Annotated in this window: 16 protein-coding genes and 2 tRNA genes; 12 read left to right on the top strand and 6 right to left on the bottom strand. The window is 66.8% G+C overall.

The features are described from left to right. On the bottom strand, window positions 1-1,563 hold the full coding sequence (locus A7G45_RS21980) for a carboxyl transferase domain-containing protein (protein WP_260940282.1): 1,563 nt from the start codon (window positions 1,561-1,563) through the stop codon (window positions 1-3). 91 nt (window positions 1,564-1,654) lie between these two features. On the opposite strand from A7G45_RS21980, the gene A7G45_RS21975 reads away from it, so the two are divergent. Next, on the top strand, window positions 1,655-2,269 hold the full coding sequence (locus A7G45_RS21975) for an SACE_7040 family transcriptional regulator (RefSeq protein WP_043394648.1): 615 nt from the start codon (window positions 1,655-1,657) through the stop codon (window positions 2,267-2,269). 67 nt (window positions 2,270-2,336) lie between these two features. After that, window positions 2,337-2,999: an MmpS family transport accessory protein gene (locus tag A7G45_RS21970; protein WP_260940281.1), complete on the top strand. Its 663-nt coding sequence runs from the start codon at window positions 2,337-2,339 to the stop codon at window positions 2,997-2,999. On the opposite strand, the gene A7G45_RS21965 is transcribed toward A7G45_RS21970, so the two are convergent. Then, on the bottom strand, window positions 2,996-4,297 hold the full coding sequence (locus A7G45_RS21965; protein WP_260940280.1) for an MFS transporter: 1,302 nt from the start codon (window positions 4,295-4,297) through the stop codon (window positions 2,996-2,998). The two genes, A7G45_RS21970 and A7G45_RS21965, sit on opposite strands and share 4 nt — an antisense overlap. Window positions 4,298-4,330: 33 nt before the next feature. Between A7G45_RS21965 and cmrA the strand changes: the two genes are divergently transcribed. Next, entirely contained in the window at window positions 4,331-5,137 is an 807-nt protein-coding gene (gene cmrA / locus A7G45_RS21960) for a mycolate reductase (RefSeq protein WP_043394393.1), read from the top strand. Window positions 5,138-5,141: 4 nt separating this feature from the next. On the opposite strand, the gene A7G45_RS21955 is transcribed toward cmrA, so the two are convergent. Continuing rightward, window positions 5,142-6,728: a helicase HerA-like domain-containing protein gene (locus tag A7G45_RS21955; RefSeq protein ID WP_260940279.1), complete on the bottom strand. Its 1,587-nt coding sequence runs from the start codon at window positions 6,726-6,728 to the stop codon at window positions 5,142-5,144. 80 nt (window positions 6,729-6,808) lie between these two features. Between A7G45_RS21955 and orn the strand changes: the two genes are divergently transcribed. From orn to A7G45_RS21940, 3 genes are all read left to right on the top strand, one after another. Beyond that, the gene (gene orn / locus A7G45_RS21950) at window positions 6,809-7,438 is read left to right on the top strand and encodes an oligoribonuclease (protein ID WP_260940278.1); all 630 of its coding nucleotides are present in this window, start codon (window positions 6,809-6,811) and stop codon (window positions 7,436-7,438) included. 57 nt (window positions 7,439-7,495) lie between these two features. After that, window positions 7,496-7,568 (top strand) — tRNA-His (locus A7G45_RS21945). A gap of 89 nt (window positions 7,569-7,657) precedes the next feature. Beyond that, window positions 7,658-8,227, top strand: a complete 570-nt coding sequence (locus A7G45_RS21940) for a GNAT family N-acetyltransferase (protein ID WP_260940277.1) — start codon at window positions 7,658-7,660, stop codon at window positions 8,225-8,227. Between the two features lie 2 nt (window positions 8,228-8,229). Here the strand turns inward: A7G45_RS21940 and A7G45_RS21935 are convergent, their stop codons facing one another. Beyond that, a complete protein-coding gene (locus A7G45_RS21935) occupies window positions 8,230-8,583 on the bottom strand; it encodes a nuclear transport factor 2 family protein (protein ID WP_260940276.1) in 354 nt (117 codons plus the stop codon). Window positions 8,584-8,808: 225 nt separating this feature from the next. Then, window positions 8,809-8,881 (bottom strand) — tRNA-Lys (locus tag A7G45_RS21930). A 418-nt stretch (window positions 8,882-9,299) separates the two neighbouring features. On the opposite strand from A7G45_RS21930, the gene A7G45_RS21925 reads away from it, so the two are divergent. Further along, the gene (locus A7G45_RS21925) at window positions 9,300-9,464 is read left to right on the top strand and encodes a hypothetical protein (RefSeq protein ID WP_157850342.1); all 165 of its coding nucleotides are present in this window, start codon (window positions 9,300-9,302) and stop codon (window positions 9,462-9,464) included. A gap of 9 nt (window positions 9,465-9,473) precedes the next feature. Here A7G45_RS21925 and A7G45_RS21920 read toward each other — a convergent pair whose 3' ends face one another. Then, a complete protein-coding gene (locus tag A7G45_RS21920) occupies window positions 9,474-9,698 on the bottom strand; it encodes a DUF3618 domain-containing protein (RefSeq protein WP_043394403.1) in 225 nt (74 codons plus the stop codon). A 91-nt stretch (window positions 9,699-9,789) separates the two neighbouring features. Here A7G45_RS21920 and bcp point away from each other — a divergent pair, with 91 nt between their 5' ends. The 5 genes from bcp (at window position 9,790) to A7G45_RS21895 (ending at window position 13,972) form a co-directional block, all read left to right on the top strand. Continuing rightward, a complete protein-coding gene (bcp, locus tag A7G45_RS21915; protein WP_260940275.1) occupies window positions 9,790-10,263 on the top strand; it encodes a thioredoxin-dependent thiol peroxidase in 474 nt (157 codons plus the stop codon). A 164-nt stretch (window positions 10,264-10,427) separates the two neighbouring features. Beyond that, window positions 10,428-10,670 (top strand): hypothetical protein, encoded by a 243-nt coding sequence (locus A7G45_RS21910; RefSeq protein ID WP_071289697.1) that lies wholly within the window; start codon window positions 10,428-10,430, stop codon window positions 10,668-10,670. A gap of 104 nt (window positions 10,671-10,774) precedes the next feature. Then, complete coding sequence (locus A7G45_RS21905) at window positions 10,775-11,545, top strand: FadR/GntR family transcriptional regulator (RefSeq protein WP_260940274.1); 771 nt, start codon at window positions 10,775-10,777, stop codon at window positions 11,543-11,545. A gap of 41 nt (window positions 11,546-11,586) precedes the next feature. After that, window positions 11,587-13,209: a class I adenylate-forming enzyme family protein gene (locus A7G45_RS21900; protein WP_260940273.1), complete on the top strand. Its 1,623-nt coding sequence runs from the start codon at window positions 11,587-11,589 to the stop codon at window positions 13,207-13,209. Beyond that, on the top strand, window positions 13,196-13,972 hold the full coding sequence (locus tag A7G45_RS21895; protein ID WP_260940272.1) for a class II aldolase/adducin family protein: 777 nt from the start codon (window positions 13,196-13,198) through the stop codon (window positions 13,970-13,972). The genes A7G45_RS21900 and A7G45_RS21895 overlap by 14 nt, the downstream gene beginning before the upstream one ends. Window positions 13,973-13,974 lie beyond the last annotated feature (2 nt).

The following is a 13,974-nucleotide window of genomic DNA, read 5'->3' as shown; positions in this document are numbered from 1 at the left end:
TCACATCCTGAAAACGCCGTAGGACACAGGCTCGAGCGGAGCCTGCGCGACAACTGAAAGGGCCAGTCCCACCACGGTTCTGGTGTCGGCCGGGTCGATGACGCCGTCGTCCCAGAGCCGGGCCGTCGAGTAGTACGGGTTGCCCTGGTCCTCGTACTGCTGGCGGATCGGCGCCTTGATCGCCTCTTCTTCCTCCGGCGTCAGATCACCGCGCACGGTGGCCAGCACCGAGGCGGCCTGTTCGCCGCCCATCACCGAGATGCGCGCGTTGGGCCACATCCACAGGAACCGAGGGGAATACGCGCGGCCGCACATCGAGTAGTTCCCGGCGCCGTAGGAGCCGCCGATGACGACGGTCAGCTTCGGCACGCGGGCACACGCGACGGCGGTGACCATCTTGGCGCCGTGCTTGGCGATGCCGCCGGCCTCGTAGTCGCGGCCCACCATGAAGCCGGAGATGTTCTGCAGGAACAGCAGCGGCACCGACCGCTTGTCGCACAGCTCGATGAAATGTGCGCCCTTCTGGGCGGATTCGCCGAACAGCACGCCGTTGTTGGCGATGATGCCCACCGGGTGGCCATGGATGCGGGCGAAGCCGGTCACCAGCGTGGTGCCGTATTCGGCCTTGAATTCGGTGAATTCGCCGCCGTCGACGATGCGGGTGATCACCTCGTGCACGTCGTACGGCACCTTCGAGTCGATCGGCACGACGTCGTAGAGCTCGGTCTGGTCGCAGACCGCGTCCACGGCCGGGGCGACGTCCCACGGCGTCTCCGAGCGCGGGCCGAACGTCGCGGCGATCCGACGGACGATGCGCAGTGCGTCGCGATCGTCGTGGGCCAGGTGGTCGGTGACCCCGGAAATCTTGGAGTGCAGGTCGCCACCGCCGAGGTCCTCGGCCGTAACCACCTCTCCGGTAGCGGCTTTCACCAGGGGCGGGCCACCCAGGAAGATGGTGCCCTGGTTGCGGACGATGACGGCCTCGTCGCTCATCGCGGGGACGTACGCGCCACCGGCGGTGCAGGAGCCGAGCACCGCGGCGATCTGCGGGATGCCGCGCGCCGACATGTTGGCCTGGTTGAAGAAGATTCGGCCGAAGTGCTCGCGGTCGGGGAACACCTCGTCCTGACGGGGCAGGAACGCGCCGCCGGAGTCCACCAGATACACGCACGGCAGCTGGTTCTGGCTGGCGATCTCCTGTGCCCGCAGGTGCTTCTTGACCGTGATCGGGTAGTAGGTACCGCCTTTCACCGTCGCGTCATTGGCGACGATCATGCATTCGCGGCCGGAGACGCGGCCGATGCCGGCGATCATCCCGGCGCCCGGGCATTCGTCGTCGTACATGCCGTTGGCGGCCAGCGGCGCGATCTCCAGGAACGGGCTGCCGGGATCGAGGAGTCCGTTGACCCGGTCGCGCGGCAGGAGCTTGCCGCGACCGACGTGGCGCTCACGTGAACGCTCCGATCCTCCGAGCGCGGCGGTGGCCAGCTTGTCCTTCAGATCAGCCACCAATGCCAGGTGCTGCTCGCGATGCGATACCCGTTGGGAAACGCTCGACGCCATCATCGCTCCATTCGGTTGAGTTAATGGCGAATAACCGAACGCGATGTTAGTCTTCATTAACTGAGTTGTCCAGACCGGGTTGGAGGTGTCGATGACGGCATCAGAGGCAGACGCCGAAACACCGCGCAGCCGCGCCAAATCCGACCGGCGCAGCCAACTCGTCGCCGCCGCCGAACGGCTCATCGCCGAACGCGGCTATCTGGCAGTCCGGCTCGAGGACATCGGCTCCGCGGCCGGCATCAGCGGACCCGCGATCTACCGGCACTTCCCCAACAAGGAAGCGCTCCTGGTGGAGCTGCTGGTCAGCGTCAGCGCCCGGTTGCACGCCGGCGGACGTGCCGTGGTCGCCGAATGCGACGATCCGGCCGACGCGCTGAGCGGCCTCATCGAGTTCCACCTCGACTTCGCCCTCAACGAATCCGATCTGATCCGCATCCAGGACCGCGACCTCAACAACCTGCCCGACGCCGCCAAGCGGCAGGTGCGCCGGTCGCAGCGTCAGTACGTCGAGATCTGGGTGGACGTGTTGCGCCGGCTCGACCCGTCCCGCAGCGAAGCCGACGCCCGGACCATGGCGCACGCCGCCTTCGGGCTGCTGAACTCGACCCCGCACAGTGTCACCGCGGGCGGTGCCCGCAAGCAGGAGGAATCCTCGCGCGCCGTGCTGCGCGCCATGACCGTCGCCGCACTGGCCCCGCACCGCTGACCCGGCCCTCCGCAACGTCCCCGCGGCCCGGCGCGCGCCGCAGGTACCCTGCAAACATGAGGTGGCCATGACCGGATCGCACGACGACGGGCTGGACGCCACCAGGAAACTCCCGGCCATGCAGACGGCCGGCTACCAGACCGACGCCTTCACCGATCCCTACGGTGTCGCCGCACCGCCGAAGGCTCGCCGCCACAAGTGGCTGTTCCCGCTGGCCGGAGCATTGCTGATCCTGGCTCTCTGCATGGTGATCGCAGTCGTCATCGTCAACAGTTCCGAGCAACAGACCCTGGTGGCGCCGCCGCCGCTGCCCGTGCCGACGCAGGACCCGATGTCGTCGTCGACGACGGCGACGACCACCGCGACGCCCGAAAGCACTGAGCCCAGCGAAGCCGTCAGTCCCCCGGCCGCGGCCGCGCCATCGGATGCCGAAAGCGGTGACACCGAGGCCGTGCTGTACGCCGTGATCGGCAACGGCCGCGCCGTGAGCATCACCTACGTCGACACCGGCGGGGTGCTGCAGACGGAGTTCAATGTGGCACTGCCGTGGACCAAGGAAGTCCAGCTGAACCGGCCGGCGGCACGCTCGGCCAGCGTCAGCATCGTCAACGCCGGACGCGGCATCGCCTGCACCATCTCGGTCGACGGAACCCAGATTCAGCAGCGCGAAGGCGCCGGCCTCACGGTGTGCCGGCAGTCAGCCAAACGCGGCCGCGGACACGGTCACTAGCGCCGGGCCGGCACCTTCACCAGCAGCATGCCCACCAGTCCGATAGCCAGGACGGTGCACAGGCCACCCAGGCCCGCGCGGGTCGTCGCGAAAATGTCGATGAACATCGAGAACAACCACGGCGACAGCACATGCGCCGCCCGGCCGGTGGTGGTGTAGAGCCCGAAGGCCACGCCTTCCTTGCCGTCCGCGGAGATACGCAACATCAGGTTCCGCGACGCCGACTGGGTGGGGCCGACGAACAGGCACAGCGTCAGACCGCAGATCCAGAACGCCATCGGTCCGGACAGGAACATCAACGTGATGCCGACCGTCACCATCGCGGTCAACGACGCGACGATGACGCGCTTCGAACCGATCCGGTCGTCGAGCATTCCGCCGAGCACCGCGCCGAGCCCCGCAATGGTGAACGCAGCGGCGCCGAACAGCGGCACACTCGTCGGCGCCAGCCCGTAGACGCTGACCCCCACCACCGGGCCGAAGATCGAAATGCCGGTCAGGCCATCGCGGAAGACTGCGCTGGAGAGCAAGTAGTAGACGACGTTGCGGTCGCGCTTCCATTCCCCGACCACCTCGGTCCACAACCTGCGGTAGGCGCCGAAGAACCCGACAGCCGGGGTGCCGTCGTGCGGCGGCGACTTCACCGTCAGCAGTAGCGGCAGCGCGAAGATGACGAACCACGCCGCCGCCACCAGGACCGCGTACCGGTCCGGTTTGCCGTCCGCGTTCGGGATACCGAGAAGGCCGAGGGTGTCGCCGCTGCCGGCCTTGAATCCCACGAAGACCAGGAGCAGCAGCACAACACTGCCGAAAAACCCTGCCGCCAAGCCGAATCCGGAGACCCGGCCCGAGGTCGCCGGCGTCGACAACTGCCGCAGCATGGCGTTGTACGGAACGGTCGCGAGGTCCATGCACGCCGCGGTCGCGGCCAACAGTGCCAGGCCGATCCACAGGTAGTGGTAGTCGGGCTTGATGAACGTCATCGACGCCGTCAGCACCACCACGGCGCCCGTCAGCGCGGCGAGCGCCCGGCGCCGCCGGTACGCGGCGTCGACCATCACGCCCGTCACCGGCGCCAGAAACGCCACCGCGATGCCGGCGACGAGCACCGCGCGCCCGAGCCAACTCTCCGGCGTCGTCGAGCCAGGCAGCCCTTTGCCGACCTCTGAGATGAGGTAGATGTTGAAACCGAAGGTCGTCACGATCGCGTTCACGCCCGTGGCGCCGCTGTCCCACAGCGCCCAGGCAGCGACGCGACCCCGGCCGACGGGCGGGATACCCGCCCCGGGGCTGCTCATGCCGCCACTCTATTGGTCCCTACGATTGCACCCATGCCTGTACCCGCTCCCAGTCCCGACGCCCGCGCCGTCGTCACCGGCGCCTCTCAGAACATCGGTGAAGCGCTGGCCACCGAACTCGCCGCCCGCGGCCACCATCTGATCATCACGGCTCGTCGCGCGGAGGTGCTGGCCGAGGTCGCCCAGCGCATCACCGACCGGTACGGCGTCACCGTCGAGGTCCGGGCCTGCGACCTGACCGACCCGGCCGACCGCGACAAGCTCTGCGACGAGCTGGCCCAGCGCAACATCTCCATCCTGTGCGCCAACGCCGGCACCGCGACGTTCGGCACCGTCGCCGAGCTGCCCGTCGAGGGCGAGAAGGCACAGGTGCAGCTCAACGTCCAGGGCGTGCACGACCTGGTGCTCGCTGTCCTGCCGGGCATGATCTCGCGTCACGGTGGCGGCATCCTGATCTCCGGTTCGGCCGCGGGCAACTCGCCCATCCCGAACAACGCGACCTACGCCGCGTCCAAGGCGTTCGCCAACACCTTCAGCGAATCGCTGCGCGGTGAGCTCAAGCCGCACGGCGTCAACGTCACGCTGCTGGCGCCCGGACCGGTGCGCACCGAGCTGCCCGACCCGTCCGAGCAGTCCCTGGTCGAGCGGCTGATCCCCGACTTCCTCTGGATCGACACCGAGTACACCGCCCGGGTCTCGCTGGACGGCCTGGAGCGCAACAAGATGCGCGTCGTACCCGGACTGACGTCCAAGGCCATGTCGGCCGCGAGCGGTTACGCCCCGCGCTCGATCGTCGCGCCGATCGTCGGCGCGGTCTACAAGAAGCTCGGCGGGTCGTAGGCGTTTACCGTCGGCGGGTCGTGCCGAACAGACTGCGGGTGATCTCGCGTCCGGCCACGGTCGCCGCGGACCGCAGGAAGCTCTTGAAGGCGGTGCTCTGCAGCACCTCGGAGACCATGCCGGGCCCCTCGGCCTCGACCTCGACGCGGCCGGACGCGGTGAGGTCGGGCTCTTCGGCCGGCGCGGGAGCGGGTGCTGCCGGGTCGCCGGTCGGGGCGGCGCCACCAGCCGCCACCGGCTGCGCAGACAGGTGCTCGTAGGCCGAGTCGCGGTCGACGGTGGCGCCGTACGTCGCTTGCAACGGACTGGCCTTGGCCGCCGCGGCGATGGCGTCGGGGCCGATCGTGCCCATCAGTGATCGCGGCGCCCGCAGGCGGGTCCAGGCCACCGGGGTCGGCGCACCGACCTCGGAGAGCACCGTGACGACCGCCTCGCCGATCCCGAGCGACGTCAGCGCCGACTCCAGGTCGTAGACGGACGTCTTCGGGTAGGTCCGGACCGTCTTCGTCAGGGCCTTCTGGTCATCCGGGGTGAACGCCCGGATCGCGTGCTGAACGCGCGCACCCAGCTGGCTGAGCACGTCGTTGGGGATGTCGGTGGGCAACTGCGTGCAGAAGAACACGCCGACGCCCTTGGAGCGGATCAGTTTCACCGTCTGCTCGACCTGGTCCAGGAACGCCTTGGACGCGTCGGCGAACAGCAGGTGCGCCTCGTCGAAGAAGAAGACCAGCTTCGGCTTGTCGGCGTCACCGATCTCCGGCAGCGTCGTGAACAGGTCGGCCAGCACCCACATCAGGAACGTCGAGAACAGCACCGGCCGCGCGGCCTGGCTGCCCAGCTCCAGCAGTGTGATGATGCCGCGCCCCTGCGGGTCCAGCCGCATCAGATCCTCGGGCTTGAGCTCGGGCAATCCGAAGAAGGTGTCCCCGCCCTCGGCCTCCAGGTTGATCAGCGCGCGCAAGATGACGCCCGCCGTGGCCGGCGACACCGCGCCGAGCGCCTTGAGCTCCTCTTTGCCCTCATCACTGGTCAGGAACTGGATGACGCCACGCAAATCCTTCAGATCATCGAGCAGCAGGCGCTTCTGGTCTGCCCAGTGGAAGATCAGGCCGAGCGTCGACTCCTGGGTCTGGTTGAGTCCCAGCACTTTCGACAGCAGGATCGGCCCGAAGCTGGTGACGGTCGCGCGCACCGGGACGCCGACGCCCGTCGTCCCCAGGGACAGGAACTCGACGGGGAACGCGGTCGGCGTCCAGTCGTCGCCGGTGTCGGTGGCGCGCTGCGCGGTCTTGTCGTTGGCCACGCCGGGCTGCGCGAGCCCTGACAGGTCGCCCTTGACGTCGGCCATCACGACGGGCACCCCGGCCGTCGACAGCTGCTCGGCGATGACCTGGAGTGTCTTGGTCTTGCCGGTGCCGGTCGCGCCGGCGATCAGGCCGTGGCGGTTGATGGTGGCCAGTGGAATCTTGACCTGAGCACTCGGGTCGACCGTGCCGTCGACGACGACCGCGCCCAGGTTCAGCGCCTGGCCGGTGACGGCGTAACCAGCGGCGATCTGCTGCGCGGGGGATGCATTCGATGCTGTCGTCATGCGCCTGACCATACTTCGTCGGATCCCTGGTGGCCGGGTATGGACACCCCGTTGATGGGCTGGGAATAGTCTGGAACACCGTGCGTGACGAACTTGTATGGATCGATTGCGAGATGACGGGGCTGGATCTGAAGTCCGACCGGCTCATCGAGATCGCGGCATTGGTCACCGACAGCGACCTGAACGTGCTGGGCGAAGGCGTGGACGTAGTGATCCACACCGACGATGCCGCACTCGACGGTATGGCTGACGTAGTGATGAAGATGCACACCCGCTCGGGCCTGATCAACGAGGTGCGGACCTCCTCCGTCACCCTCGAAGAAGCCGAGCAGATGGTGCTGGATTACATCCGCAGCCACATCGGGCAAGCGAAAACCGCTCCCCTGGCCGGTAATTCGATTGCCACCGACCGCGGCTTCATCGCGCGGGACATGCCGCGCCTCGATGAGTTTCTGCACTACCGGATGATCGACGTCAGCTCGATCAAGGAACTGTGTCGCCGCTGGTACCCGCGCATCTATTTCGGGCAGCCGGACAAGGGGCTCGCGCACCGCGCACTGGCCGACATCCACGAGTCCATCCGCGAGTTGAAGTACTACCGCGGCACCGCGTTCGTGCCCGCACCCGGTCCGTCTACCAGCGAAATCGCCGCGGTCGCGGGCGAGCTGGGCCCGCCGACGGACGATTCGGCGGTAACCGATTCGGCTTAGCGGGCCGAAGGCGCTAATATCTACGACGCTGCTAGCGCCGAAAGGTCCGCAGCAATGGTGGCTGTAGTTCAGCTGGTAGAGCACCAGGTTGTGATCCTGGGTGTCGCGGGTTCAAGTCCCGTCAGCCACCCCGAGGTAGAACATCGCCTCACCTGCAAACGCGGGTGAGGCGATGTTTGTTTTCCGGGGGTCACCCGCCGTGCTGGCACAGTGGTGAACGTGGGTGACGCCGTTGAGTTGCGAGCAGTCTGTCTCGAAGGGCCCCGAGTTCGCCTGCGCAAAGCCCGAGACGGCGACGCCGAAGGCCTGATCGAAACACAGACCGACGAACGGGTGCGCCGGTACCTCGGCGGCCCGCGGCCCGTCAACGACGTTCGCGCCGTGCTCGAATCGGTCGGGGCGGCAACGCTATTGGAAGGCCCCGGCTGCTACATCGCGACGGCCGCGGATTCCGACGAAATGTTGGGGACGGTGACGCTGAGTCGCCGTCGCACCGACGTTCCCGGTCATCTGGGCACCGGTGACGACGAGCTCGAGCTGAGCTATGTCTTCCGGCCGCACGCGTGGGGTCAGGGCTATGCGAGCGAAGCTGCGCGGCTGCTGCTGGAGTACGCAGCCGGCGAGCTGGGCGACCAACCTGTCGTGATCGTCACCCAGACCGCCAACCGCGCCTCACTTCGACTGGCTGAGCGCCTCGGGTTCAGTGTTGTCGGGACCTTCGAGCAGTACGACGCCGAACAGGCGCTGGCGACCGCCCAGCTGGCCACGTTCCTACCCACCGAGGCTTAGGTTCAACCGGGCAACTGATCCAGGAAGCCGTGCACCGTCCGGATGCGGCCGTCGGCGTCCGTGGCCAGCACGTCGAACCCGACGATCGGCGGCTGCTCTCCCGCAGGCCCCAGGCCCCATTGGAAGCGGGCCTGGTTGTGGTGGCTGTCGGGTCCGCTGACGAGCGAGAAGACGAACCCGGGGAATTGGGTGTGCACCGCGCCGATCACGCCGGAAATGGCGTCATGACCGCTGACGTCGGCCATCGGATCGGTGTAGGACGCCTCAGGTGTCCAGTGGTCACCGAGCAGGGCACTGCGCTCGGCGGGGTCGGTGGCATTCCACGTCTTCAGGTACGCGGTGACGATGTCGTTCATGCTGACCTCTTTCGCATCGGGGTTGGTCAGCTCAAAGCTTGGCCGCGTCGCCGCGGCAAGTCGATTACGTCAGAGGTAACGATGTTCTGCCGCTTGGGTTTTCATCACCACCGCCGCCACGGCGCGTCGCCTGGTCGGCGTTGATCCTGCGAGCCCAGCAATTCACCCGCGGATCAACCAGAAACGACGAAAGCCCCCTCCCGAAGGAGGGGGCTTTCGCTTCTGTGCGCCGTCAGGGTTTCGAACCCCGGACCCGCTGATTAAGAGTCAGCTGCTCTACCAACTGAGCTAACGGCGCGCGAGAGAGACCTTAACAGCCCGATGGCCGCAGGGTGAAATCGTATGGTCAGCGCCGTATTCGAGCCCCGCAACCAGGCTGCGCAACAGGACAAAATGCCTCAGTCATCACTGCCACTGCCCGCGGCCGTGTCCAACATCACACAGGACGACGGGGCAGCTCGGGCGCCACCACGGATGTGCACCGAACGCCGCTGCGCCGCAGGCCAACACAAACCAATCGCGGCCGGTCAGTAGCCACATAACACCCGTCACAACGTTGTATACAGCCGCCATCGTCAATAGCGGCCAACGCTAGGAAACCGCAAGAAATCAACTAGACCTGCAATTTTATGTCAAGAGACGCGAAAATAGAGTTAGCTGAAACCGCGTATGATGGTGTAGAAATGTAGTTGACAACGCCTGAAGGGAGTTAGCTGATGACACCCATCGCCGTCGCCGCATACACAGCGCCCGATGCCGACGTTGTGTCAGCAGCCGACGACACCCTGGTCATCGTCTATAACTGCACCCGACTTGGCCGGGTCGCGAATCCGCCGCGCAGCTGGCTGCCAGGCTGGCTGACACCGCGTCGCGGGAACTAGAAAGTCGGGTTATCCGCGGATCTTGCGGATAACCACCACCAGCACGACAACGCCGAGTCCGGCGAACGATGCGATGACCGCCGGCTTGGAAGCGATCGCGATGGCCTTCGCCTTCGCGTCGTCAGCCAGGCGCTGGGGATTTGCCCGCTCGGCGAGAGCGTCCACCGTCAACGCCAACTGATCGCGTGCACGATCGATTTCCTGCTTGATCTGGTCAGGATTCCGGTCAGCCACTTCAGCCCTCCAGCTCGCGTTGCACCTTGGCGCTCTACCCTAGAGCAGCTTGCCGTAACAGCAACGCTTGGCCGACAGAAGGGACATCCCGGTGGCACCGACCCCGCGACTCGAAGTGGGCGCCAAAGCCCCCGCATTCAGCCTGCCCGACGCCGACGGCAACACCGTGAAGCTGTCGGACTACAAGGGCCGCAAGGTCATCGTCTACTTCTACCCGGCGGCGTCGACGCCGGGTTGCACCAAGCAGGCCTGCGATTTCCGCGACAGCCTGGCCGAACTCAACGAGGCCGGCCTCGACGTCATCGGCATCTCCCCCGACAAGCCCGAGAAGCTCGCCAAGTTCCGCGACAACGAGGGCCTGACGTTCCCGCTGCTGTCGGACCCCGATCGCAAGGTGCTCACCGCCTACGGCGCCTTCGGCGAGAAGTCGATGTACGGCAAGACCGTGCAGGGCGTCATCCGCTCGACGTTCCTCATCGACGAGCAGGGCAAGGTCGAGGTCGCGCAGTACAACGTCAAGGCGACGGGCCACGTGGCGAAGCTGCGACGGGACCTGTCCGTCTGACCATCCGCGTCATCGTCGGTTCCTAACTCGGCGAGCCCCGAGCCAGGAGCCGCGTAGCGGCCCGCCCAACCACGTGTGACGGCCGCGTGGCCATTCGGACAATCGTTGTCTTTATCGGTGGTCTGCAAACGGCCGCAGATGTGTTCAGGTGCAAGACTTTTGGCGTGACGCACAACATTCACATCCGCACCGTCGACAGCAGCATTCGCTACCCCCAGGCACTGAGCTATGGCGAGAAGGACCAGATTCTTTGGGTCCAGATCGGCGACGACGCCGACCACTCAGACACCATCTACTTCAGCCCGTCCTACTGGCAGCAGTACTCGGTGGACCCCCACAGTGAAGACCCGCTCGATCTGGACTTCGACGAAGACGAAGACGACGAGGACGAAGACGACGACGAGTAGAACTCCGGCGCCCGGGGGGACGACGTTTCGTGCCCCCGGCCACACCGGATCGGCGGGGTGACGACTTCGGTCACCCTGCCGCCCCTCTCTGGCACACTCAACCCGTGGCCGCGCCCGACGTCCGTTTCCGCCGCCTCGCCGAGCAGGTGGCCGACGACTTGCGCCGGCGCATCCTCAGCGGCGACCTCGCCGACGGCAGCGTGCTGCCCACGGAAGACGAACTGCTGGTCGAGTTCCCGATCAGCAAGCCATCGCTGCGCGAGGCCATCCGAATCCTGGACGCCGAAGGGCTGCTCAGCGTCCGCCGCGGCAAGCTCGGTGGCTCGGTGGTGCACCGGCCCAGCGCGAGCAACGTCGCGTACACCATGGGTCTGGTACTCGGCGCGAATCAGGTGAGCCTCGGCGACGTCGGCTCCGCGCTGCAGCAGGTGGAGCCGGCCTGCGCGGCATTGTGTGCGCAGCGCGCTGACCGCAAGAGCGAAGTGGTGCCGGTTCTTCGGCAGATCCACGCCGAGTCGGTCGAATCGGTCGAGGACCTGGTGCTGGTCACCTCCGCCAGTCGGCGCTTCCACGAGGCACTGGTGCAGCACTGCGGCAACGAGACGATGATCATCCTCGCCGGCGCACTGGAGGCGCTCTGGTCGTCGCATGAACTGAGCTGGTCACGGCAGTTCACCGATCACGCCAGCATTCCCGTGGACGAGCGCAGGGCCGCCCTGGAAGACCACCGCAAGCTCATCGACGCCATCGAGGCCGGTGACGCCGAACGGGCCCGTGAGCTCGCCGCGACCCATCTGCTGGATGCCCAGCACTATCCGGGTTCGGCCGGGGTGGTCGACCCCGCGATGGTGCGGACCCGCACCCGTTCTTCCTGAATCCTTGACAAGGTGCGCTCTTATTTTCATATGATTTGAAGATGCGGCCGACGGAGGCGACCATCACGGAGATGACACCGGTCACGAGTTCGCCCGCCTTCACCGCCGAGGACGTCGCACGCTTCCATGCCAACGGCTGGTGGACCGACACCACGATCTCGGATGCCGTGCGCGCCAACGTCACTCGCACCCCCGACCGCACCGCGTACGTGGATCACCCGGACCGGTCGCTGACCTGGCGCGAATTCGACGTCGCGGCAACCGCTTTGGCCGGGCAGCTCGCCGGCGCGGGCGTCCGCCCCGGGGACCGGATCGCGGTGTGGCACGGCGACACCACGGCGATCCACGTGCTGTTCGTGGCGATCGAGCGATGCGGCGCGGTGGTGGTCGGTGTCGGTGCGCGCGCCGGTATCCGCGAGGTGACGTCAATCCTGCGGAGTGCGGAGCCACGGCTGCTGGTCACCGATCCCCCGCGCCAGGCTCAGGCCCACACCGTGGCCACCGCCATCGGTTGCCCGCTGCTGACATTGGACGAGTTGTCCGTCGGAATGGACCCGGCGGACCTGAGTCCCGATACACAACTCGGTCCCGACGACGTCTTCCTCATCAACTCGACGTCGGGCACCACCGGGCTGCCCAAGTGTGTCGTGCACACGCAGAACCGTTGGTATTACTTCCATCAACAGGCGGTCGCCAACGGCCTACTGACCTCCGATGACGTGTTCCTGCCGGTCATCCCGACCCCGTTCGGCTTCGGGCTGTGGACCACCCACATCACCCCGATCCTGTTGGGTACCACCAACGTGCTGCTGGACCGCTTCACTGTCGCGGCGGCGTGTGCGGCCATCGAACGACACAAGGTCACCGTGTTGTGTTGTGTCAGTACCCAATTGACCATGATCATGGCCGACCCGGTGGCCCGCGACTACGACCTGAGTTCACTGCGGGTGGTGTTCACCGGCGGCGAGGCGCTGCCCTACCGTCCCGCCCATGAATTCGAAAAGCTGACCGGGGCAACGATTCTGCAGTTCTACGGCTCCAACGAGACCGGCCTGCTGAGTGGCACCACGGTGCACGACTCGCTGGAGCATCGGCTGCGCACCGGCGGCCGGATCGTCGCGGACATGGCCGTGCGCCTCTTCGACGGTGACACCGACGTCACCGACGCCGGCCGGGGCCAGCCCGCGTGCCGCGGCCCGGCGACCAGTCTCGGCTACCTGGGTGGCACCGACCACGACAAGCTGTTCACCGCCGACGGCTGGATGCGGATGGGCGACATCTGCGAGATCGACGCCGACGGCTACCTGCGGGTGACGGGCCGGACCTCCGACTTCATCGTGCGCGGCGGCAAGAACATCAGCGCAGCCCAGGTCGAGGACGTCGTCACCACCCATCCGGCGGTCGGCCTGGCCGCGGCGGTGGCCATGCCCGATCCGGTGTTCGGCGAAAAGGTCTGTGTCTACGTCGAATTGATCGGCTCGGCGACTCTGGACCTCGACGAACTGTGCGCAAACCTGCTGGCCCAGGACGTCTCGAAGGAATTGCTGCCCGAACGGTTGATCGTGGTCGACGAACTGCCGCGGTCCTCGGGCGGCAAGGTCGCCAAAGGCCAACTGCGCGAAGATATTCGAACCCTGATGGGAGACGGACATGACCGCAGCTGAAAAACCGCGCCGCGGCGGACTCGAAGTCTGGGCGCCCTCGGTGACGCCGCCGATCGGCGTCGACCTCACTGACGAACAGGCCATGGCCATCGCGTTCCGGCACCTCGCGAGCATCGGTTTCGCCGAGAACCTGGCCGGGCACATCACCTTTCAGCCCGACGGCCAGACGGACATGTACGTCAACCCGTGGGGCCTGTGGTGGCAGGAGGTCTCCGCCTCCGACATCTGCGTCGTCGACGAGGACGCCCGCGTGCAGCGGGGCCGCTGGGACGTCACTCCCGCCATCCACATCCACACCGAACTGCACCGTGCCCGCCCGGACGCACGCGTGGTGATCCACAACCACCCCTACTACGTGTGCGTGCTCGCGGCGCTGGGACGGCTGCCGGAGCTGGTGCACCAGACCGGATCGCTGTTCCTGGACGACCTCTGCCTGGTCGACGAGTACGACGGCGAGGTCGACAGTGCCTCGCGCGCAGCCGAATTGGCTGCCCGGATCGGAACTGCGAACGTGACCATCCTGGCCAACCACGGCGTCATCGCCACCGGCCGAAACCTGGCCGAGGCGGTGTACCGGGCGGCCTCCATCGAGCGGGTCTGCAAGCTGGCCTATGACGTCATGCTCACGGGCCTGAAGCCGACCGAGATGAAATGGTCCGACATGGTCGGGATGAAAGCCTCCCTGATCGAGCGCGCGGCCGACGTGTACTGGGCCGGCGCGGCCCGCATGACCATCAAATCCGATCCGTCCGTTCTGCAGTAAAG

Source organism: Mycolicibacterium llatzerense (assembly GCF_025331195.1).
GTDB lineage: Bacteria > Actinomycetota > Actinomycetes > Mycobacteriales > Mycobacteriaceae > Mycobacterium > Mycobacterium llatzerense.
This window is presented reverse-complemented; position numbering and strand designations above follow the sequence as displayed.